Source organism: Variovorax nitratireducens, assembly GCF_051216545.1.
Classification (GTDB): domain Bacteria; phylum Pseudomonadota; class Gammaproteobacteria; order Burkholderiales; family Burkholderiaceae_C; genus Variovorax.
This window is the reverse complement of the sequence record NZ_JBPJZO010000003.1, coordinates 591,906-613,354: the sequence shown is the minus strand read 5'-3', so window position 1 is coordinate 613,354 and position 21,449 is coordinate 591,906. Positions and strand designations below refer to the sequence as shown.

Sequence of the window (21,449 nt, the reverse complement as noted above, 5' to 3'; positions counted from 1 at the left end):
TGGCCATCGCCTACGGCGTCCTGAGGTCGGGCAAGCCCTTCGATGCGAACTACCGCAAGACGGCTTGCGCTTGACGGGCACCGCTTGACAGGCACAACGGTGTCTTTATTTCGCTGCAGGGGCCACCCACCACCAGCGGCCAGGGCACGCTCGTGGTGATCAGCGCGAACAGTCACGCTGCGTCCAGGCTCAGGGCGGTGGGGCACGCTGCGCAGCGAAATAAAGGAGGAGGCCGCAGGCCGGAGGACATTCGCGGAGCAGCGTGCCCCGCCGCCATGAGCCCGCCCCTGAACCGAAGCGCTCAGCCAACGCCGCACCGCGCTCCGGCGCGACCGGGTCAGCGGTGCCCGTTCAGAACGTGCCCGGCAGCAGGATGCTCGAGTCCACCTCGTCGATCTGCGTGCGGCCGCAGAACGCCATGGTGATGTCGAGTTCCTTGTGCAGGATCTGCAGCGCGCGCGTCACGCCGGCTTCGCCGTAGGCGCCGAGTGCATACAGGAAGGCGCGGCCGATCAGCACGCCGCGCGCACCCAGGGCGCGGGCCTTCAGCACGTCCTGCCCGCTGCGGATGCCGCCGTCCATCCAGACCTCGATCTCGGTGCCCACCGCTTCAGCGATGGCTGGCAGCGCCTCGATGGAAGACTGCGCACCGTCGAGCTGGCGGCCGCCGTGGTTGCTGACGATCAGCGCATCGGCCCCGCTGGAGGCGGCGAGCCGCGCGTCTTCGACGTCCATGATGCCCTTGAGGATCAGCTTGCCGCCCCATCGCTTCTTGATCCACTCCACGTCGGCCCAGCTCAGCGTCGGATCGAACTGCTCGGCCGTCCAGGAACTGAGGGACGACAGGTCGCCCACGTTCTTTGCGTGGCCGACGATGTTGCCGAAGCTGCGGCGTTGCGTGCCCAGCATGCCCATGCACCAGCGCGGCTTGGTGGCCAGGTTGATCAGGTTGGCGATGGTCGGTTTCGGCGGTGCCGTCAGGCCGTTCTTGATGTCCTTGTGACGCTGCCCCAGCACCTGCAGGTCGAGCGTGAGTTGCAGCGCCGAACAGTTGGCCGCTTTCGCGCGGTCGATCAGGCGTTCGATGAAGTCGCGATCCTTCATCACGTAGAGCTGGAACCAGAAAGGGTGGTTGCCGGTGGCCGCGGCGATGTCCTCGAGCGAGCAGATGCTCATGGTCGAGAGCGTGAACGGGATGCCGAAGGCCTTGGCCGCACGCGCCCCGAGGATCTCGCCGTCGGCATGCTGCATGCCGGTCATGCCGGTCGGCGCGATGGCCACGGGCATGGCGACCTCCTGGCCGACCATGGTGCTGCTGGTGCTGCGGCCTTCCATGTTCACCGCCACGCGCTGGCGCAGCTTGATCTTGCGGAAGTCGTCTTCGTTGGCGCGGTAGGTGCCTTCGGTCCAGGCGCCGGAGTCGGCGTAGTCGTAGAACATGCGCGGCACGCGGCGCTGGGCGACCACGCGCAGGTCTTCGATGCAGGTGATCCTGGAAAGGTCGGGCACGGGGGTCTCCTTGGGTGCTGTCTCGGGGTGCAGCCGCCCATTATCAACACCCTCACTACACCGAATCGCCCGTGCGAGCTCGCGGACTACAGGAACTGCGAGATCAGTACCGCCACGCCGCCGAGCGAAATGGCGGCGCCGATGAGGCGTCGAAAGGTCTTCATGGTTTTTGCTCCGGAATCGAAGCCTTGATGGTGCCGGCTTCGGCGAGCCCGTGCGCACCGGCGTTTCGATCGCCGCCATCGTCGCTGGCTATCGTGCCTATCGTGGCTATCGCGTCAGTCGCCAGTGCGGCAGCGGCGCGGCTGAGGGGCGCGAGCTGGCCGCCGATCAGCCGGAGTTGCTCGGCCACCAGCCGCTGCGCGGCGTCGGCGCCGTCGGGCAGGGCCGGCAGGCCTTCGATGAGTTGCTGCAGGGCGGTGGCCTCGGGCACGTGTGGTTGGCCTTGCACCAGGCTGTCGGCCAGCGTTTTCAGCAAGGTCGCGATCCGGTCGGCGCTCTCCAGCAGGTTGGCGGATGCCACGTCTTCGGCCAGTTGCGAGCGATGGGCACCCAGGCCCGACAAGTAGTTGAGCACGGTGTGCGAATGCACCATGAAGCGCAGGCCGCGGTCGCCCTCGTGCGCGCGCCCGCCGGGCTCGGCGAGCAGGTTGGTCATGGCGGTCGAGAGCGCGGCATCGGCGTTGTGCGCGTTGCGGCGTGCCAGCCGGTAGGCCAGGTCGTCGAGGCGGCCGCGCCGGTACTGGGCGGTCAGCTCGCGCAGGTAGACGGCCAGCGCCGCCAGCGCGCGGCCGGCCAGCGCATCGAGCCGGCGCCCCTGCCAGTCGGGCAGGATGAAGTACACGGCCGCGCCTGCCAGTGCGCTGCCGATCAGGGTGTCGACCATGCGCGGAACGATCAGCACGCCGCTGTCGCCGGTCTGGTTGAAGCACATCAGCACCACCAGCGTCATCGAGGCCGTGGCCACTGTATAGCGCGTGGTGCGCGTGCTGAAGAACACCACGCCGGCCACCACCGCGAACATGGCCTGCAGCAGCAGGCTCGGAAACAGGTCGAACAGGGCCCAGCCGATCGCCAGGCCGAGGAAGGTGCCACTCACCCGCTGCAGCATGCGCTGGCGCGTGGCATTGAAGTTCGGCTGGCACACGAACAACGTGGTCAACAGGATCCAGTAGCCCTGGCGCGCATGAATCGTGCTCATGAGCACATACCCCAGCGCCAATGCGAGGCTCAGCCGCAAGGCGTGGCGCAGCAGTGGCGACGACAGCCTGAACTGCTCGCGCACCCGGCCCAGCGCATCGGCCCACGAACGCGGCGTGCGGTCGTACAGCGCGCCGTCGTGGGCGCCAACCGGCGCTTCGGGCTGCCCCGCTTCGGCCAGCTGCGCATCGAGCGTGCCGAGGTTGTCGGCCAGCGCGTTCAGGGAACCGAGCAGGCCGGCCCATTGCGGTTGCCGGTGCGACTGCAACTGGTCGATGGAACTGTGCAGATCCTGCAATGCGGCTGCGCTTTCGTCGCCTTTCACGTAAGGCACGCGCAGCAGGATGGCGCGTGCCAGCGCGCCGCACTCGCGGCCCTGAACGCGCATGAGGCGCTGGCAGCGGAACAGCACGTCGCTGTGGAAAAAGGCTTCGATCAGCGCGTCGTAGGGGTAGTGCGAAGAGCTCGCGCGCTCATGGATGTCCTGCGCGATGAAGTACAGGTGCAGGTACTGCTTCATGCGGCTGCCGGGCCGGGTGGCATCGACGCGGTTGAAGATGGTCTCCTTGGCCTGGTTCAGCGCCATCACCACGCGCCCGCTTTGCTGCGCAAGCTGGATGCGCCGCACTTCGCCCTGGTGGTCGCGCACCGGCTCGAACAGCGTCGACTTGAGCCGCAGGTAGCGCTCGAGCTCGCGCATCAGCTGCGCCAGGTTCTGCTGCACCGGCTGGTGCAGGAACAGCGCGCACCAGATGACCGAGAGCAGGCCGTACCAGCTTGCACCGACCAACAGCAGCGCGGGTTCGAGCCAGAAGGCCTGGCCGGCATCGCCGCGCTGGTCCATGCCGATCGCGGTGTAGATCGAGAGGATCAGCGTGCCATAGGCAATGGCCTGGTAGCGCCGGCTGATCGCGCCGAGCATGGTGAGTCCGAAGGTGGCGGCCACCAGCACCACGACGAACGCCGTGTGCTGGGCAAACACGGCCTGCACGGCGAAAGCGGCCGCTGCGAAGCAGGCCAGTGTGAGCAGCAGCGCCTGCGCCCGGCCGCGCCAGTTGTCGTCGGTCTCGGCCAGCGCGCAGGCCACCACACCGAGGAACAACGGCACGACGGCCGGCATGTGGTCGAGCGACCAGCAGCCCGCCATCAGCACCGCGAGTGCGATGGCCACACGGATGCTGTAGGCGAAGCTGTTGAGTGCCCAGAGGCGGCGCAGGGTGATGGAGAGGGTCGAAGTCGGCATGAGAACGGGTGTCGAACGCAACGATCATGCCGCCGCTCGTCATGGATTGGTCAGGTAGGGGCTGGCATATTCTTGCCCTCTGCCCGGGGCTGAATGGCGCGCGGCGCTTCTTTCCGCGACAACCATGATCGACAAACGTTTCTTCCCGCGCCAGGTGGTGGAGGCCGGTGGCAACCGGTGGGACTGGGCCTTGCTGCCATTGGTGCTGGCGCTGTTGTTCGGCCTGGCTTTCGGCGGCTCGCAGATGGCGCGGCCGTATCAGCTCGGCCAGGCGCTGCCGCTGAGCCTCGACCCCTTGCATCTGCCGTATTACCTGCTTCGGACCACGCTGCGGATGTTTTTGGCGCTCGGTGCGTCGCTGGTGTTCGCGTGCGTGTTCGCCGTGCTGGCGGCCAAGTACCGGGCTGCCGAGCGGGTGCTGGTGCCTTTGCTGGACGTGCTGCAGTCCATACCGATCCTGGGCTTCCTGTCGATCACCGTCACCGCGTTCATCGCGCTCTTTCCCGGCAACCTGCTGGGCGTGGAGTGTGCGGCGATCTTCGCGATCTTCACCTCGCAGGCCTGGAACATGGCGTTCAGCCTGTACCAGTCGCTTCGCACGGTGCCGGCCGAGCTGAGTGAGGCGGCCGATGTGTTTCAGCTGTCGGGCTGGCAGCGCTTCTGGCGGCTGGAGTTGCCGTTCGCGATGCCCGGGCTGCTGTGGAACATGATGATGTCGATGTCGGGCGGCTGGTTCTTCGTGGTCGCGTCGGAGGCGATCTCGGTATCGAACCAGAACATCAAGCTGCCGGGCGTGGGCTCCTACATCGCCCTGGCGATCGAGGCCCGCGACCTGGGCGCCATCGGATGGGCCATTCTGGGCATGCTGATAGGCATCGTGCTGTACGACCAGTTGTTCTTCCGCCCGCTGGTGGCCTGGGCCGACAAGTTCCGCTTCGAGGAGGGCAGCAGCGGCGACACGCCTGACTCCTGGCTGCTGACGTGGCTGCGCCGCACCGATCGCCTGCGCCTCGTCGGAAGCGGGGTCGCCGCCTTGCTGGATCGCACCATGCCGTGGTTCCGTCGCCGGCATGACGGCACCTCGATCCGCGCGCGTCCACGCAAGGCGGGCGCGGCGGCGGCGCGTGTCGGCGATGCGCTGCTTGCCGCGGCCGTGCTGCTGTCGGTTCTCTGGCTGGTGCGCTTCATCCACACCGAGGTAGGGTGGGGCGAAGCGGCGCATGTGTTCGGGCTTGGCTTCTACACGCTCTGCCGCGTCCTCGTTCTCGTTGCACTGGCGGCGTTGATCTGGGTGCCGGTCGGCGTGTGGGTCGGCATGAATCCGCGCTGGGCCGGCCGGCTGCAGGCGGCGGCCCAGTTTCTGGCGGCCTTTCCGGCCAACCTGATGTTTCCGGTGGCCGTGCTTTTCATCGTGCGTTGGCATCTCAATCCGGATGTGTGGCTCTCGCCCCTGATGGTGCTGGGGACGCAGTGGTATGTGCTGTTCAACGTCATCGCCGGTGCATCGAGCGTGCCGACGGAGCTGCGCTATGCCGCGCAGAACCTCGGCCTCGGCGGCTGGCTGAAGTGGCGGCGCTATTTGTTGCCGGCGGTGTTCCCGAGCTTCGTGACCGGCGCCATCACGGCCAGCGGCGGCTCATGGAATGCCAGCATCGTGGCCGAGTACGTGACCTGGGGCGACACCACGCTGCAGGCACGGGGACTCGGCAGCTACATCGCGCACATGACGGCGGTGGGCGACTTCCCGCGGATCGCGCTGGGCATCGGCGTGATGTGCGTGTTTGTCATGGCGCTGAATCATTTCGTGTGGCGCAAGCTCTACCAGCTCGCCGAAAACCGGATGCACTTCTGAGCATCCACCGTACCTTCGAAAAAAATGGGCAATCCGATCATTGAACTCACCGGCGTCGGCAAGTCGTTCCGTTCGGCCGACGGCGCTGCACGGCCTGTTCTGGAGCAGGTCGACTTCCGGCTCCACGCCGGGGAAATCGTCGCGCTGCTGGGGCCTTCGGGCTCCGGCAAGTCGACGCTGCTGCGCATCCTGGCCGGGCTGATCGGCGTGGACGCGGGCGAGGTGCGCTACCGCGGCCAGCCGCTCTATGCACCGGCACGCGGCATCGCGATGGTGTTCCAGTCGTTTGCGCTGTTCCCCTGGCTGACAGTGCAACAGAACGTGGAGTTGGGCCTGGAGGCGCGCGGCGTGGCTGCAGCCGAGCGCGCGCGTCGGGCTGAAGCGGCCATTGCCTTGATCGGTCTCGCGGGCTTCGAGGGCGCGCTGCCGCGCGAGTTGTCAGGCGGCATGCGCCAACGCGTGGGCATTGCGCGTGCGCTGGTGGTCGAGCCCGAGGTGCTGTTGATGGACGAGGCTTTTTCGGCGCTCGATGTCCTGACCGGCGAACGGCTGCGCGAAGACATCCTCAAGCTGTGGGACAGCGGCGCGATGCCGACCCAGTCGATGCTGGTGGTGTCGCACAACATCGAAGAGGCGGTGCTCATGGCCGACCGGGTGCTGATCTTCGCGAGCGATCCGGGCCGCGTTCGGGTGGAACTGGCGATCAGCCTGCCGCGCCCGAGAGATGCCGACAGCCCCGGCGTGCGCGTGCTCGTCGACGAAATCTATGCGCTGATGACGGCCGGCGCAGGTGCCCGCGCCGCGCCGGGGCCTGCGCGCGCCAGCCTGACAGATCGCCTGCCCGACGGCGACGTGAGCCACATGGAGGCGCTGCTGGAATTGCTGGCAGAGAACGGATTCCAGGGCCGGGCCGATCTGCCGCGCCTGGCGGAAGAATCCGGACTGGCCGACCATGATCTGCTGCCGAACGCACAGGCGCTGTCGTTGCTCAACCTGGCGCGTCTGGCCGACGGCGACCTGTTCCTGACGCCGCTCGGCCGGCGCTACGTGGAGGGTTTGCACATCGCGCGGCAGCGCCTGTTTGGCCAGCAGTTGCTGGAGCATGTGCCGCTGGCCGCGCACATTCGCCACAGCCTGGAGCAGGATGCCTCCGGTGAGTTGCCGGAGGAGCCGTTCCTCGCGCTGCTGCGGGAAAGCATGGACGCAGCCGAAGCCGAGCGTGTGCTGCGCACCGCGATCGAATGGGGCCGCTACGGCGAGGTGTTCGAGTACGACTTCCACACCGGCCTGATCCATCTGCCGGAACCGGACGCACCGGCTGCGAGCGCGCCAGCTGCATAGGCGCGGAAGCTGGCTGCCGGCTCGCGAAGACGCCGAGACGCGCTCTGGCGGGATCAGGGCGCTGTGGTTCCGGCGCGGATCGGGGCGCTTCGGTTCCGGGGTGGGCTCAGGGCGGCGGGGCACGCTGCTCCGCGAATGTCCCCCGGCCTGCGGCCTCCTCCTTTATTTCGCTGCGCAGCGTGCCCCACCGCCCTGAGCCTGGAAGCGATGTGACCGTTTCGCGCTGAACATGCAGAGCGTGCCCTGGCCGCTGGTGGTGGGTGGCCCCTGCAGCGAAATAAAGGAGGAGGGCGAAGCCCGGGGGACATTCGCGGAAGGGGCCCACCCGCCGCCAGCGGCCTACCCCGAAACGTCAAGCCCGAACCGTCAAGCCGCAGGCACCAGCGCAATAAGCCTGCCCCGGCAACGCGGTACCTTCGGCAAAGGGCTAGATTCCCAAGGCTGAACCCGACTTGCTATCAGCTTTCGAGTTCGTCGACCTGCAGCGAAATGTCGTAGAGCTTGGACTTGCTCGCGTAATAGCGATCGAGGCGCCATTCCCGCAGGATGTCGATGGCCAGCTGGAAGCTCTTGTAGTCGAGGTCATAGAGCGCCACGAGTTCGAAGCTGCGCTCCGACTCCAGCGCCAACACCAGCCGAGCCAGGATCTTTGCGGATTCGTTGTCCGAATCCGCTTCGATGAAGCGACGTGCGGCCTTGATGGCGTTCATAGGAGTAACCTCGATTGACGAAATGAATCGAGAACTATAGCTAGCAGTCGCCGGAGTTTTATGACAGTCCCGTGACAGCCCCGGCCGTCACGCCGCGGGTCTTATTGCAGCGGCGCAGGAATCGGCGTGACCGTTTCGCGGATCAGGCCGCCGCCGAGCACGCTGCCCTGAATGCCGGTATCGCCGGTGCCCATGACGCGCGCCTCACAGGCGCTGCGGTCGCTGACCGGTTGCAGCTGGCAGCGGGCCAGCGCGTTCTGCCGGTAGTCCGGCGCGCTGGTCAACTGACCTGTTGCGGCAGCCTGGCGCGCAGCGCCGGCCTCACGGATACACGCGGCGCGATCCTGCTGGATGTGGCCGCAGACCGCGAGTTCCTGCTGGTAGGTAGCGGAACCGCCGCGCGGCGGGGCCGCGGTTGCAGTAGTGACGGCACCCGCTGCCAACACAAGGGCGAGGGCCGAATGGGTCAATCTGAACATGGTGTGTTCCTTTCGATCGATGGGCATCGCATCAACGTGCGGGCGCCGGCGTAGCCGGCAGCGGCGTAACGGTTTCGCGGATCACGCCGCCGCCCATGACACTGCCACTGGTCGTGGTGCTGCTACCGGGAGCGCCCCGCAGGCGCGCTTCGCAATCGGCACGATCGGCCATCGGCTGCAACTGGCAGCGCGCCATCGCGTTCGATTCGTTGCCGCCCGGGCCGGCACTGGTCAGGCCGCTGCGGCCGGCTTCCTGGCGCGCCGCACCGGCTTCACGCAGGCAGGCCGCCTTGTCCTGCTGCACCCCGTCGCAGGTGGCGCGCTCGCTTTGCATCCGGGCGGCCGATCCTGGAGGCGCACTGGTCTGTGCACTGGCGGAGAAGGACAGGCAAGCCAGCGCGGTCAGCGCGGCTGACGCAAATGTTCGAGTTGTTTTCATGGGCGTTTTTCCTCTTCATGTGGATGAAAGCGAGGCGGGCTGGCCCGCCAGATTCACCAATGTGGGGCCCGATGGCGGACGCGGCTGTGGGACGGCCGGGCGTCATCGGCGCTCCTGACGCGGGGATCCATGTCGGACAGCGCCGCCTCCGCTGTTCCGGTTGTGGCTGATTTGCTATCAAAAAGATAGCTTCAAGCGCCCGGCAGACGGGCGCTCGCATCAGATTAGGCGCTGAAAACGCAGCGTCAGCCAGCCGCGATGCGTTTGGCCAGGTGCGCCAGGGCTTCTTCGACCTGATCCACGAGGATCAGCGACAGGTCACCCGGTTGCAGCCGCTCGAGCGCGGCGTCGATCGCGATGAATTCGCCGCGGATCTCGTCGATCTGCTGCGTGCGGCGCGCGCCCTGCAGGCCCTGGCGCAGCAACGCCATCACCTCGCCGTCGGCGCGGCCGCGCTGGGCCGCGTCCTGGTAGAGGATCACGTCGTCGAAGGCTTCGCCGAGGATCGCGGTCTGGTCGCGGATGTCGCAGTCGCGCCGGTCGCCGGCGCCGCTGATCACCACCGAGCGCTTGTTCGCCGGCATGGTGTCCACGGCGGCGACCAGTGCCTTCATGGCGTCGGTGTTGTGGCCGTAATCGGCGATCACGGTTGCGCCGCGGAACTCCATCACGTTGAAGCGTCCGGGCACGCCGGCCGGATCGTTCATGAAGCTCGACAGGCCGCTGCGAATGGTGTCCCAGTCGAGGCCCACGGCCCAGGCCGCGGCCACCGCCGCCATCACGTTCTCGACCTGGAACGGCAGCGTGCCATTGCGCGTGATCGGCACATCGCGCAGCGGCACGCGCTCCCGCCACGAGCCTTCGGCCGCGACCAGCATGTCGTTGTCGACGTACACCGTGCGCTTGCCCTGGGCGCGGTGCGTGGCCATCACCGGGTGCTGGCGATCGGCGGCGAAGAAGATCACGCTGCCGGGGCAGCCGGTCGCCATCGCGGCCACGTTCGGATCGGCGGCGTTGAGCGCCGCATAGCCGTCGCTGGCCACGTTGCGCACGATCACGCGCTTGAGCACGGCCAGGTCTTCCACCGTCGTGATGTAGTTCAGGCCAAGATGGTCGCCGCTGCCGACATTGGTGACCACCGCCACCTGGCAGCGGTCGAAGCCCAACCCTTCGCGCAGCACCCCGCCGCGCGCCACTTCGAACACGGCCGCATCCACATCGGGATGCATCAGCACGTTGCGTGCGCTCTTGGGGCCGCTGCAATCGCCGCTGTCGGTCTGGCGGCCATCGACCCACACGCCGTCTGTGTTGGTCATGCCGGTGCGCAGGCCGCTCGAGGCGAGCAGATGGTTGATGAGCCGCGCCGTGGTGGTCTTGCCGTTGGTGCCGGTCACGGCGACCACCGGGATGCGGCCGTCGTCGCCGGGCGCGAACAGGGTGTCGATCACGGCCTCGCCGACCGCGCGGCCGCGTCCGAACGACGGCGAAATGTGCATGCGCAGCCCGGGCGCGGCATTGACCTCGACCACGCCGCCATGCTGCTCTTCGAGCGGGCGCAACACGTTCTCGCACACCATGTCTACGCCGCAGATGTGCAGGCCGACCATCTGCGCCGCGTCGACCGCGCGCGCCGCGATCTCGGGGTGCACGGTGTCGGTCACGTCGGTGGCGCTGCCGCCGGTCGAGAGGTTCGCGTTGTTGCGCAGCACCACGCGCTGGCCGCGCGTGGGCACGCTGTCGGGGGCGAGGCCCTGGGCTTCGAGCCGGCCGATCGCGATGTCGTCGAGCCGGATCTTGGTGAGCGAGGTGGCATGGCCTTCGCCGCGGCGCGGGTCGAGGTTCACCGTCTCGACCAGCTGACGCACCGTACTGCGGCCGTCGCCGATTACCTGCGGCGGATCGCGCCGCGCCGCGGCGACGAGCTTGTCGCCGACCACCAGCAGGCGGAAGTCGAAGCCGGGCAGGAACTTCTCGACCATCACTTCGCCGTAGCGGGCGGCGGACTCGCAGGCTGCGGTCAGTTGCTCACGCGTCGTGATGTTGACGGTGACGCCCTTGCCCTGGTTGCCGTCCTGCGGCTTGACCACCACGGGCAGGCCGATCTCCAGCGCGGCGGCCCAGCCGTCGTCGGCGTCGGCCACCGGCCGGCCCAGCGGCACCGGCACGCCGGCGGCATTCAGCAACTGCTTGGTGAGTTCCTTGTCCTGCGCGATCGACTCGGCCACGCCGCTGGTGCTGTCGATCTCGGCCGCCTGGATGCGGCGCTGCTTGGCGCCCCAGCCGAACTGCACCAGGCTGCCGCTGGTGAGCCGGCGGTAGGGAATGCCGCGCGCCACGCCAGCGTCGACGATCGAGCCCGTGCTCGGGCCCAGACGCTCCGATTCGTCGAGGTCGCGCAGTTCGGTGATCGCCGCGACGGGATCGAACGCCGTGTTGTTGAGCGCGGCCTCGATCAGTTGCTCGGCCTGCTTCAGTGCGAGTCGGCCGACCGCCTCTTCGGTGTACTGGACGGTGACTTGGTAGACGCCTTCTTCGGGGGTGGGCGCGGTGTGGCCGAAGCTCACCTGGCAGCCGGCCTGCGTCTGCAGCGCCATGGCCGCGTTTTCGAGCACGTGGGCGAGCGCCAGCGGGTGGCCCAGCACGATCGGGTGCAGTTCGCCGATCATCGGAAACAGCGCGCGCAACCGCGCTTCGAAGCCGGGCAGTTTCGGTACGGCGTTTTCGTCGCCGCGGCAGGCCACGATGGCTTCGATGGCCGTGTGGCGGCTCCAGAGATTGGGGCCGCGCAGGGCGCGGATGCGGGTGACTTCCATGGATCAGGCGAGTTGTTTGTCCGGCAAGGGAATGGTTTGCGACAGCTGCAGCGACGCGAGCCCGGCCTGCAGGTCGGATTCGAAGGCTTCGACGCCAGCGCCGATCAGGTTGAGCGGAATGCCGAGCGCCCAGGCGGCGGCCACGGCGGCCAGCAGGCTGTCGATGCTCACGCCCGCATGGTTGGCCCGCCAGACCGTGAGCCGGCCCAGCCCGGGCAGGAACGATTCGCTGCTGCCATTGGCCAGCACCACACGGTCTTGCCGCACCAGCACGGCCTTGCCGCCGGCGGCTTGATGGGGCTCCAGCGCCGGCGCGGTCGCGTCGGACGCGTAGAGGATCACGGCGCCGTCGCACAGCGGCGCCAGGCCGGCCACGCGCGGGTCGGCCGCGTTGAGCACGGCCGTGCCTTCGGGCAGCACCACGTCGACCTGGGTGCGCAGCACCTTCACCAGCTGGTCGCTCTCGGTGATGTCGTATTCGGCCAGCGCGCCCGCGCCTTCGAGGTCGGTCACGATGCCGACTTCGCAGCGGTCGTAGGCCAGGCCGTCGCGCAGGATGGTTTCGGCGCCGTTCTCGATCACCACCGCCTGCACCGCGCGGTTCACCAGCAGGCGGTGGCCGGCTTCCCAGTTGGCGCTGTTGCGCGCGTCGACGCGGCGGCGTTCGAGGAACAGGCCGTCGCGGCAGGCCAGGCCGGTGTGGCGGCCGCCCAGATTGAGGAGCCAGGCGACCAGCCGCGCCAGCACGGCCGTGTCCTGCGAGCCGGCCACGCCGACCACGGGAATGCGGCCCGGCGCGTCGTCCGGAAACAGGTGGTCGCAGATCGCACGGCCCACCGGGCGCGGCGAACCGACCGCCGGCTTCAGGTGCATCAGCAGGCCGGGGCCGGCGTTGACTTCGACGATCGCGGCGCCCTGCGCGGCGAGCGGCCGGGAGATGTCCTGGGCAACCAGATCGATGCCGGCGATGTCGAGCCCCACCACACGGGCGGCCAGCGTCGCCGCATGCGCGACCTCAGGATGGATCTGGTCTGTGCAGTCCACGCCGAGGTTGCCGTTGCGCTGGATCGTGACGACGCGGCCCGCCTCCGGCACGGCCGCAGCGTCGAGTTTCTGGCGTTGCAGTTCGAGCTTCAGCTTGGCGTCGGTTGCGGCATCGATGAAATCGAGCGGAAATTCTTCTTCGACGCCGCGGCGCGGATCGCTGTTGAGCTGGCTGTCGACCAGCTCGCTCACGGTGGCCTTGCCGTCGCCGGTGACGGTGATGATCTCGCCGCGCGCCGCCGCAACAACCTGGCCGCCGACCACCAGCAGCCGATGCTCGGAGCCGCGGATGAAGCGCTCGACCATCACGTCGCTGCCTTCTGGCTCGGCCACCGCGAAGGCGGCCTCGACCTCTTCGCGCGTATGCAGCTCGAGCGAGACGCCGCGGCCATGGTTGGCGTCGGACGGCTTCACGACCACCGGCAGGCCGATGTCTTCGGCCGCTTCCCAGGCTTCTGCGGCCGTGGCCACGACCTGGCCCTCCGGCACCGGCACGCCGCAGCTGGCGAGCAGCGACTTGGTGAGCTCCTTGTCGCTCGCGATCGATTCGCCGATGGCGCTGGTGTAGTCGGTCTCGGCCGTCCAGATGCGCTGCTGGTTGGCGCCGTAGCCCAGTTGCACCAGGTTGCCGTTGTTCAGCCGCATGTGCGGAATGCCGCGGTCGGTAGCCGCGCTGACGATGCAGGCGGTGCTTGGCCCGAGGTAGCAGTCTTCGACCTTGGCCTTGACTGCGTCGACCGCGCGCTGCACGTCGGCGGCGTCGAACGGGTCGTCGTTGATGGCCGCCATCAGCAGGCGGTGGCCTTCGGTCAGCGCAGCGCGGGCGACCTGCTCGTCGCGCGCGCGGAACACCATGCGGTAGACGCCGTGCCGCGAGGTGCTGCGGGTCTGGCCGAAGCCGGTCGGCATGCTGGCCAGGTTGAGCAGCTCGATCACCACGTGCTCGAGCACATGGCCGGCCCAGGTGCCTTCATTCAGGCGCTGAATGAAGCCGCCGCGCTCACCTACGCCGCAGTGATGCTCGATAAGTGCCGGCAGCAGCGTGGTCAGGCGCTCGGTGAAGCCCGCAATCAGGTTGGAAGGGAAGTCCTCGAGCCGGCCCAGATCGAGCCAGACTTCAAGCACGGGGCGGTAGGTCCAGAGGTTCGGGCCGCGCAAATAGTGGGTGCGCAGCAGCTGGATGTCGTCGAAATGGGTCATGGAAACGTTCGATGTGCTTTGACCGAGCACGGAGGCGCTCTCAAGCGCGCCCATTGTCATCGGTCAGAATCGGCGCCCGTCGGGTGCCATGAGGGGGCCTGCAGTGGGCCAGAGACACAGAAACACAATGCAACATCACGATCCAGTCGGCACCCCGGAGGGCGAAGCAGGGGCGGCTTTAAAAAGCCGGCTCACAGTCGCGGAAAACGTTCTGGCAACGCTCGCGGTTGACCTCGACGCGGAACTTCTGTTTGCAGACGGCGTGCTGGCGCTGACCGAAACCCGCCTGATCGCGCGCGACCCGGCCGGCGGGTGGCACGACTGGCAGCTCGCCGAATCCGGGCTGGCGCTGCATTTGCACGACCACGCGGGCCTCGGAACGCTCGATCTGACCGGCGCCCAGGGTCTGCTGGCGCGCTGGCGCTACACCCTGGTGCACCAGACGGCGGCCTTGCGGCTGCTCAAGCTGTTCGAGCAGCGCTCGGCCAGCGTCGCGCAGGTGACAGCCGACGCGGCCGACGCGGCCGAGCGCGAAGACATCGCGGCCGGTGAAACCGAAGCGCAAACCCCGCCGTCGACATGGGTGTTGCTGCGTCTGGGCCGTTTCGCCCGACCCTACCGCAAGCAACTGATTGCCGGCTTCCTGCTGACGCTCGCCTCGACCGCGGCGACGCTGGTGCCGCCCTATCTGACCATCCCGCTGATGGACGACATCCTGATCCCGTTCCAGAACGGGCAGCAGATTGCGGTCGGCAAGGTCGCGATGTTCCTCACGGCGCTGCTGGCGTCGGCGCTGGCAGGCTGGGCGCTCGGCTGGGCCCGCACCTACCTGCTGGCGCTGGTGTCCGAGCGCATTGGCGCCGACCTGCGCACCACCACCTACGAGCACTTGCTGACCCTGCCGCTCGACTATTTCGGCGGCAAGCGAACCGGCGACCTGATGGCACGCATCGGCTCCGAAACCGACCGCATCAACGTGTTCCTGTCGCTGCACGCGCTCGACTTTCTCACCGACGTGCTGATGATCGCGATGACCGCGGTGATCCTGGTGTCGATCAACCCCTTGCTGGCGGTGGTCACGCTGGTGCCGCTGCCTTTCATCGCCTGGATGATCCATGTCGTGCGCGACCGGCTGCGCACCGGCTTCGAGAAAATCGACCGCGTCTGGAGCGAGGTCACCAACGTGCTGGCCGACACCATTCCGGGCATCCGGGTGGTGAAAGCCTTTGCGCAGGAAAAGCGCGAGGCCGACCGCTTCCGCGAAGCCAACAAATACAACCTCCAGGTCAACGACAAGCTCAACAAGACCTGGTCGCTGTTCACGCCGAGCGTGTCGCTGCTCACCGAGATCGGCTTGCTCGTGGTCTGGGGCTTCGGCATCTGGCAGGTGGCGCGCGGGCGCATCACGGTCGGGGTGCTGACGGCCTTCATCGCCTACATCGGGCGCTTCTACACGCGGCTCGATTCGATGAGCCGCATCGTCTCGGTCACGCAGAAGGCCGCCGCCGGCGCCAAGCGCATCTTCGACATCCTCGACCACGTGAGCAACGTGCCGGAGCCGGCGAATCCGGTCAAGGTCGAGCAGTTGCAGGGGCAGATCGAGATGAAGGGCCTGGGCTTTCGCTACGGCTCGCGCGCCGTGATCAGGGATCTCGACCTGACGATCCGGCCCGGCGAGATGATCGGTCTGGTCGGCCACAGCGGCTCGGGCAAGAGCACGCTGGTCAACCTGATCTGCCGCTTCTACGACGTGACCGACGGTGCCATCAAGGTCGACGGCACCGACATCCGCCGCTTTGCCGTGGCCGACTACCGGCGCCATGTCGGGCTGGTGCTGCAGGAGCCTTTTTTGTTCTTCGGCACCATTGCGCAGAACATCGCCTACGGCAAGCCCGAGGCGACGCGCGAGGAGATCGTCGCGGCGGCTCGTGCAGCCCATGCGCACGACTTCATCCTGCGCCTGGGGCATGGCTACGACTCGCTGGTGGGCGAACGCGGCCAGGGTCTTTCGGGCGGGGAGCGCCAGCGCATCAGCATCGCGCGGGCACTGCTGATCGATCCGCGCATCCTGATCCTCGACGAGGCCACCTCGGCGGTCGACACCGAGACCGAAAAGGAAATCCAGAAGGCGCTCGACAACCTGGTGAAGGGCCGCACCACGATCGCGATCGCGCACCGCCTGTCGACGCTGCGCAAGGCGGATCGTCTGGTGGTGATGGATCGTGGCGAGGTGGTCGAAGTCGGGCCGCACGACGCGCTGATGGAAAAGCAGGGCGCCTATTGGCGGCTCTACCAGGCCCAGTTGCGGCAGGCCGACGAGGAAGACACCAACGCGGCAGCCGCCGAGCGCAGCGCGGTCGCGGCGGTCCTGCACACGCATGCGGCGCATCCGGCGGGGGAAGCATGACGACGACGAACTTTCAACTCGAGCGCGACGACTTCGGACGGCTGGTGCTGATCGACGCCGAAGGCGAGCGCCATGTGGGCATCGTGCCCGTTCGCGCGTTTCCCCTGACGGCGCCGGATCAGGGGCTCTCGCTGGTCGGCAGCGACGGCCGGGAGCAGGTCTGGATCGACCGCATCGACCAGCTGCCGGCCGCCATGCGCGCCACCCTCGACGCCGACCTGGCGGCGCGCGACTTTGCACCGACCCTCCAGAAGCTGCATCGCGTGTCGAGCTTTGGCGTGCCGAGCACCTGGCATGTGAGCACCGATCGCGGCGAGACCGAATTCGTGCTGAAGGCCGAGGAAGACATCCGCAGGCTGGAAGGCGGCGCGCTTCTTATCGGCAGCGCGCACGGCGTGCAGTTCCGGATTCCCGACGTCAAGGCGCTGGACCGCGGCTCGCGCAGGTTGCTGGAGCGCTTTCTCTAGGACAGGTGCGCCCGGGGGTGTCAGCGCGCGTCAGCGCGAGGTGAACCAGCGCAGTGCGGCGAACCCCGCTGTTGCCGCGACGCCACTGACGAATGTGCCCCACGCCATGTCGATCAATGACAGGCCGACCGGCCAGCCGCGCACTGCGGCGAGGTTGGTCAGGTCGTAGGTGCCGTACGCGAACAGGCCGAACAGCGCGCCCAGCAGCGCCGCACGCCCGAGGCTGTCCGCCGCCATGCCGGGCAACACAGCGAAGATCACGAGCCCGACCGGGTACATCAGGTAGAACAGCGCGGCAACGGCGAGCCGCGGCTGCGGCGACATCAGGTTGCCCATCCCCTGCTGGTACAACCCCTTGGCGATCACGCCAAGCCACAGCAGATCCAGCGCGATCATTGCAATGAAGGTGGCGGCCCAAGCCAGCAGGTATCGGGTGGTCATGCGCCGGATCGTAGCGACCGAACCGGGGGATGCTGCGAAACTTGCGCGCTTGGCCTACAGCGGCTTTCCAGACTGAAACTTCCGATGCACACGACCGCCCTTGTCCTGTTTTCCGGCGGGCAGGACTCCACCACCTGCCTGGCCCAGGCGCTCTCCAAATACGAACGCGTGGAGACGCTCGGTTTCGACTACGGCCAGCGCCACCGCGTCGAGCTCGACATGCGCGGCGTGGTGCTGGCCCACCTGCGCGAGCGCTTTCCCGCCTGGGCGCCGCGGCTGGGCGAAGACCATCTGCTCACGCTCGACGCACTGCACCAGCTCGGTGGCTCCTCGCTCACCGACGAGGTGGCGTTCGCGATGCAGGCCGACGGGTTGCCCAACACTTTCGTGCCGGGACGCAACCTGCTGTTCCTCACGCTGGCCGGCGCGCTGGCCTATCGCCGCGGGCTGCAGGTGATCGTCACCGGCGTCTGCGAAACCGACTTCTCGGGCTATCCGGACTGCCGCGACGACACCATGAAGGCGATGCAGCTCGCGCTGTCGCTCGGGCTGGAGCGGCGCCTGCTCATCGAGACCCCGCTGATGTGGATCGACAAGGCCGACACCTGGCGGCTCGCTGATTCGCTCGGCGGCCAGCCGTTGATCGACCTGATCGTGGAAGACACCCACACCTGCTACCTCGGCGACCGCGCGCATCGCCATGCCTGGGGCTATGGCTGCGGCACCTGCCCGGCCTGCGAACTGCGCCAGCGGGGCTGGGAGCGCTATTCGGTGCGCGAAGCGAACGCGTCGTCGAGGCCGTAGTCGCGCTCGACCTTGCAGATGCGCGTCTTGTAGTCGGTGTACCAGGTGCTGCGGCCGGTTTGTTGCGCAACCAGATGCTCGGCGTTGGCCTTCCAGGCACGGATCGATGCGAGGTCGCGCCAGTAGCTCACCGTGATGCCCAGGCCTTCCCGGGCCGACTCGACGCCGAGGTAGCCCGGCTGCTGCGCCGCGAGCGTGTCCATGCGCTCGGCCATTGCGCCATAGCCGTTGTCGCCGTCGGTGCGCAGCGAGCTGAAGATCACGGCGTAGTAGGGCGGTTCGGGCGTGTCCGCGATGGTCATGCGGGGGCTCCTTCAGTGCGCAGGTGGTAGCGTGCCGGCGCGCCTACGGCCTCCGGCACGAGTGTCCAGCGCTGCTGGTGGTGGTCGCCCACGGCCGCCCGGTGCGCGATCGACACCATGGCGCCGCCCGCGGAATGCACGGTCGCGGCCAGTCGTTTGTACAGGGTGCTCTCGGCCTCGGCATCGAGCGCGCTGGTGGCTTCGTCGGCGAACAGCCAGGCCGGTTTCTTGAGCAGCACCCGCGCGATCGCAAGGCGCTGCTGTTCCCCGCCGGAAAGCTTCTGGCTCCACGCGTCGCTGTCGTCGAGCCGGCTGGCCAGGTCGGGCAGCAGGGCGTCGGCGAGCGCTTTCTTCAGCGCCTCGTCGCTGTAATCGGCAGCGGGGTTCGGGTAGGCGAGGGCATCACGCAGGGTGCCGTCCGGCACGTAGGGGCGCTGCGGAATGAACATCGCGTTGCCCGGCACGTTGACGTGGCCGCGCGCGAAGGGCCAGATGCCCGCGAAAGCGCGGAACAGGGTCGACTTGCCACTGCCCGAAGGGCCTTGCAACAGCACCGTGTCGCCGGGCTGCACTGCCAGCGCCGCGCCGGCCAGCAGCGGCGTACCGTCCGGCAGGGTCACATCGAGATCCCTCGTTGCGAGGGCGTTGTCCATGTGCCCGCGCACCAGCGCGCCGTCTGGCTTGGCATGCGCCTGCATCGCGTCGTCGAAGCTCGTGAGCCGGTCGGCGGTGGCGCGCCAGGCCGCCACGCTGTCGTAGTTTTCGACGAACCACGACAGCGCATCCTGCACCGTGCTGAAGGTGCGCGAGATCTGCATCAGCTCACCGAACTGGATCGCGCCGCTGAAGAAGCGCGGCGCCGCCAGGAAGAACGGGAACACCACCGACAGCTGGGCGAAGGAGGCGGTGAAAGCCACCAGGTTCTTTTGCTGCCGAACCAGCGCGAGGTAGTTGCGCAGCACGCTCGAGAACCGAGTATCGAGCTGTGCATGCTCGACCGTCTCCCCGCGATCCAGTGCGATCGCTTCGCTGTGCTCGCGCACGCGCACCAAGTGATGGCGGAAGTCGGCCTCGAAACGTTGTTGGCGGAAATTGAGGCCGATCAGCGAGCGACCGATGAAGTGCGTGATGGTGGTGCCGACGACGCAATACAGCACGGCCACCCAGACCATGTAGCCAGGGATGTTGAAGGCGTGCCCGGCCAGCGTGAAGGAGAGCGGGCCCGACAGTGACCACAGGATGCCGATGAAGGTGACCAGCGTCACGACCGAGTTCAGGATGCCCATCGACAGCGACACCGTGCTCGCGGTGAAAAGATGCATGTCTTCCTGGAGGCGTTGGTCGGGGTTGTCGGGATTGACCGGCTGCGCGCCGGAACCGACCGCGGGCTTGGCATAGCGTGCGAGTTCCAGCCGGTAGAAGGTGTGGTGCGCCATCCAGCGCCCCATATAGCTGCGCGTCATCCATGCCCGCCAGCGAACCTGCAGCAACTGCGTGAGGTAGAACTTCAGCACGGCCACCAGAATGCCCGCCATCGCAATGTAGGTAAAGCGCAGCAGCTGCGTCCAGAACACTGGCTGGTTCTTGGCCTGCAGGGCGTCGTAGAAGACGCGACTCCAGTCGTTGATGAGCACCGTGACGTAAACCGTGCCGAGGTTCAGTACCACCACGCACAGCAGAAGGCCGCGTGCCTTCCACTTTTCCTCGGATCGGAAGTACGGCGCCGCGAGGCGCCAGACGCGGCGCAGGGTGGCGAGGAAGGACTGGGTTTGCGCGAGCGCAGTGGAAGGGGCCATCTGCCGATCGTAGCGTCGGCGGCGCCCCCTCCCTTAGGCGGCGCTGAAGCGGATGGCCGCTCAGTCGCCCTTCGGCTTCGGCAGCACCGGCGTCGAGCCCGGCGCCAGCAGGCCGGTGCGGGCGTACGCCATGAGCTTGTCGCGCGTGTCGACGATGTCGAGGTTGCGCATCGTGAGCTGGCCGATGCGGTCTTGCGGCGAGAACGCGCCCTCGACCTTTTCCATGCTCAGCCGCTCGGGCTTGTAGGTGAGGTTGGGCGAATCGGTATTGAGCAGCGAATAGTCGTTGCCACGGCGCAGCTCGAGGGTCACCTCGCCGGTGATCGCACTGGCCACCCAGCGCTGCGCGGTTTCGCGCAGCATGATCGCCTGCGGGTCGAACCAGCGGCCCTGGTACAGCAGGCGGCCGAGTTTCAGGCCGTTCATGCGGTACTGCTCGATGGTGTCTTCGTTGTGGATGCCGGTCACCAGGCGTTCGTAGGCGATGAACAGCAGCGCGAGGCCGGGCGCCTCGTAGATGCCGCGGCTCTTGGCCTCGATGATGCGGTTCTCGATCTGGTCGCTCATGCCCAGGCCGTGGCGGCCGCCGATGCGGTTGGCTTCCATCAGCAGTTCGACCGGATTGGCAAAGGTCTTGCCGTTCAGCGCGACCGGCATGCCTTCCTCGAAGCGCACTGAGACTTCTTCGGTCTTGACGACCACGTCGTCTTTCCAGAACGCCACGCCCATGATCGGCTGGACGATCTTCATGCCGCTCGACAGGTGTTCCAGGTCCTTGGCCTCGTGCGTGGCGCCGAGCATGTTGGAGTCGGTCGAGTAGGCCTTTTCGGCCGACATCTTGTAGCCGAAGCCGTGCTGCGTCATGAACGCCGACATTTCGGCGCGGCCGCCGAGTTCGTCGATGAAGAGCTGGTCGAGCCAGGGCTTGTAGATCTTGAGCGCCGGGTTGGTGAGCAGGCCGTAGCGGTAGAAGCGCTCGATGTCGTTGCCCTTGTAGGTGCTGCCGTCGCCCCAGATGTTGACGTCGTCGTCCTTCATCGCCGCGACCAGCATGGTGCCGGTGACCGCGCGGCCGATCGGCGTGGTGTTGAAGTAGGTGATGCCGGCGGTGGAGATGTGGAAGGCGCCAGACTGCAACGCGGCGATGCCTTCATTGACCAGTTGTGTGCGGCAGTCGATCAGGCGGGCCGCTTCGGCGCCGTACTGCGTGGCCTTGCGCGGGATCTCTTCGTAGTCGGGCTCGTCGGGCTGGCCGAGGTTGGCGGTGTAGGCGTAGGGCAGGGCGCCCTTTTGCTTCATCCAGAGCAGCGCGGCGCTGGTGTCGAGGCCGCCGGAGAACGCGATGCCGACCTTCTGGCCGGTGGGGATGTGCTGGAGGATGGTGGACATGGACAAGTGGGCC

The 21,449-nt window shown here is 67.6% G+C and carries 16 protein-coding genes; 5 read left to right on the top strand and 11 right to left on the bottom strand.

What is annotated here, in order from left to right:
* Nucleotides 1–351 precede the first annotated feature (351 nt).
* Entirely contained in the window at nucleotides 352–1,509 is a 1,158-nt protein-coding gene (locus ACSFA8_RS12100) for an alpha-hydroxy acid oxidase (RefSeq protein ID WP_435479740.1), read from the bottom strand.
* 160 nt (nucleotides 1,510–1,669) lie between these two features.
* The gene (gene yccS / locus ACSFA8_RS12095; protein ID WP_435479739.1) at nucleotides 1,670–3,952 is read right to left on the bottom strand and encodes a YccS family putative transporter; all 2,283 of its coding nucleotides are present in this window, start codon (nucleotides 3,950–3,952) and stop codon (nucleotides 1,670–1,672) included.
* A gap of 124 nt (nucleotides 3,953–4,076) precedes the next feature.
* On the opposite strand from yccS, the gene ACSFA8_RS12090 reads away from it, so the two are divergent.
* Together ACSFA8_RS12090 and ACSFA8_RS12085 are read left to right on the top strand one after the other, a co-directional pair.
* On the top strand, nucleotides 4,077–5,804 hold the full coding sequence (locus tag ACSFA8_RS12090; RefSeq protein ID WP_435479738.1) for an ABC transporter permease: 1,728 nt from the start codon (nucleotides 4,077–4,079) through the stop codon (nucleotides 5,802–5,804).
* Between the two features lie 24 nt (nucleotides 5,805–5,828).
* A complete protein-coding gene (locus ACSFA8_RS12085; RefSeq protein ID WP_435479737.1) occupies nucleotides 5,829–7,145 on the top strand; it encodes an ABC transporter ATP-binding protein in 1,317 nt (438 codons plus the stop codon).
* Between the two features lie 458 nt (nucleotides 7,146–7,603).
* On the opposite strand, the gene ACSFA8_RS12080 is transcribed toward ACSFA8_RS12085, so the two are convergent.
* The 5 genes from ACSFA8_RS12080 to ACSFA8_RS12060 form a co-directional block, all read right to left on the bottom strand.
* On the bottom strand, nucleotides 7,604–7,855 hold the full coding sequence (locus ACSFA8_RS12080; RefSeq protein WP_435479736.1) for a hypothetical protein: 252 nt from the start codon (nucleotides 7,853–7,855) through the stop codon (nucleotides 7,604–7,606).
* 101 nt (nucleotides 7,856–7,956) lie between these two features.
* A complete protein-coding gene (locus ACSFA8_RS12075; protein WP_435479735.1) occupies nucleotides 7,957–8,334 on the bottom strand; it encodes a hypothetical protein in 378 nt (125 codons plus the stop codon).
* A gap of 31 nt (nucleotides 8,335–8,365) precedes the next feature.
* Complete coding sequence (locus tag ACSFA8_RS12070; protein WP_435479734.1) at nucleotides 8,366–8,773, bottom strand: hypothetical protein; 408 nt, start codon at nucleotides 8,771–8,773, stop codon at nucleotides 8,366–8,368.
* Between the two features lie 245 nt (nucleotides 8,774–9,018).
* A complete protein-coding gene (gene cphA, locus ACSFA8_RS12065) occupies nucleotides 9,019–11,586 on the bottom strand; it encodes a cyanophycin synthetase (RefSeq protein ID WP_435479733.1) in 2,568 nt (855 codons plus the stop codon).
* Between the two features lie 3 nt (nucleotides 11,587–11,589).
* Nucleotides 11,590–13,830 (bottom strand): cyanophycin synthetase, encoded by a 2,241-nt coding sequence (locus tag ACSFA8_RS12060; RefSeq protein ID WP_435479732.1) that lies wholly within the window; start codon nucleotides 13,828–13,830, stop codon nucleotides 11,590–11,592.
* Nucleotides 13,831–13,957: 127 nt separating this feature from the next.
* Here ACSFA8_RS12060 and ACSFA8_RS12055 point away from each other — a divergent pair, with 127 nt between their 5' ends.
* Both ACSFA8_RS12055 and ACSFA8_RS12050 read left to right on the top strand, forming a co-directional pair.
* Nucleotides 13,958–16,237: a cyanophycin metabolism-associated ABC transporter gene (locus ACSFA8_RS12055; RefSeq protein WP_435479731.1), complete on the top strand. Its 2,280-nt coding sequence runs from the start codon at nucleotides 13,958–13,960 to the stop codon at nucleotides 16,235–16,237.
* Nucleotides 16,234–16,704 (top strand): cyanophycin metabolism-associated DUF1854 family protein, encoded by a 471-nt coding sequence (locus ACSFA8_RS12050; protein WP_435479730.1) that lies wholly within the window; start codon nucleotides 16,234–16,236, stop codon nucleotides 16,702–16,704. The genes ACSFA8_RS12055 and ACSFA8_RS12050 overlap by 4 nt, the downstream gene beginning before the upstream one ends.
* A gap of 30 nt (nucleotides 16,705–16,734) precedes the next feature.
* Here ACSFA8_RS12050 and ACSFA8_RS12045 read toward each other — a convergent pair whose 3' ends face one another.
* Nucleotides 16,735–17,145 carry a DUF2177 family protein gene (locus ACSFA8_RS12045; protein ID WP_435479729.1) on the bottom strand — a complete coding sequence of 137 codons (411 nt, stop codon included), beginning with the start codon at nucleotides 17,143–17,145 and terminating at the stop codon, nucleotides 16,735–16,737.
* Nucleotides 17,146–17,229: 84 nt separating this feature from the next.
* On the opposite strand from ACSFA8_RS12045, the gene queC reads away from it, so the two are divergent.
* Nucleotides 17,230–17,949, top strand: a complete 720-nt coding sequence (gene queC, locus ACSFA8_RS12040) for a 7-cyano-7-deazaguanine synthase QueC (RefSeq protein ID WP_435479728.1) — start codon at nucleotides 17,230–17,232, stop codon at nucleotides 17,947–17,949.
* On the opposite strand, the gene ACSFA8_RS12035 is transcribed toward queC, so the two are convergent.
* From ACSFA8_RS12035 to argG, 3 genes are read right to left on the bottom strand one after another with little or no spacing between them, the layout of a single operon-like run.
* Entirely contained in the window at nucleotides 17,910–18,251 is a 342-nt protein-coding gene (locus ACSFA8_RS12035; RefSeq protein ID WP_435479727.1) for an antibiotic biosynthesis monooxygenase family protein, read from the bottom strand. The genes queC and ACSFA8_RS12035 overlap by 40 nt on opposite strands.
* Nucleotides 18,248–20,047 (bottom strand): ABC transporter ATP-binding protein/permease, encoded by a 1,800-nt coding sequence (locus tag ACSFA8_RS12030; RefSeq protein ID WP_435479726.1) that lies wholly within the window; start codon nucleotides 20,045–20,047, stop codon nucleotides 18,248–18,250. Before ACSFA8_RS12030 ends, ACSFA8_RS12035 begins: the two co-directional genes overlap by 4 nt.
* Before the next feature lie 60 nt (nucleotides 20,048–20,107).
* Nucleotides 20,108–21,436: an argininosuccinate synthase gene (gene argG / locus ACSFA8_RS12025; RefSeq protein ID WP_435479725.1), complete on the bottom strand. Its 1,329-nt coding sequence runs from the start codon at nucleotides 21,434–21,436 to the stop codon at nucleotides 20,108–20,110.
* Nucleotides 21,437–21,449 lie beyond the last annotated feature (13 nt).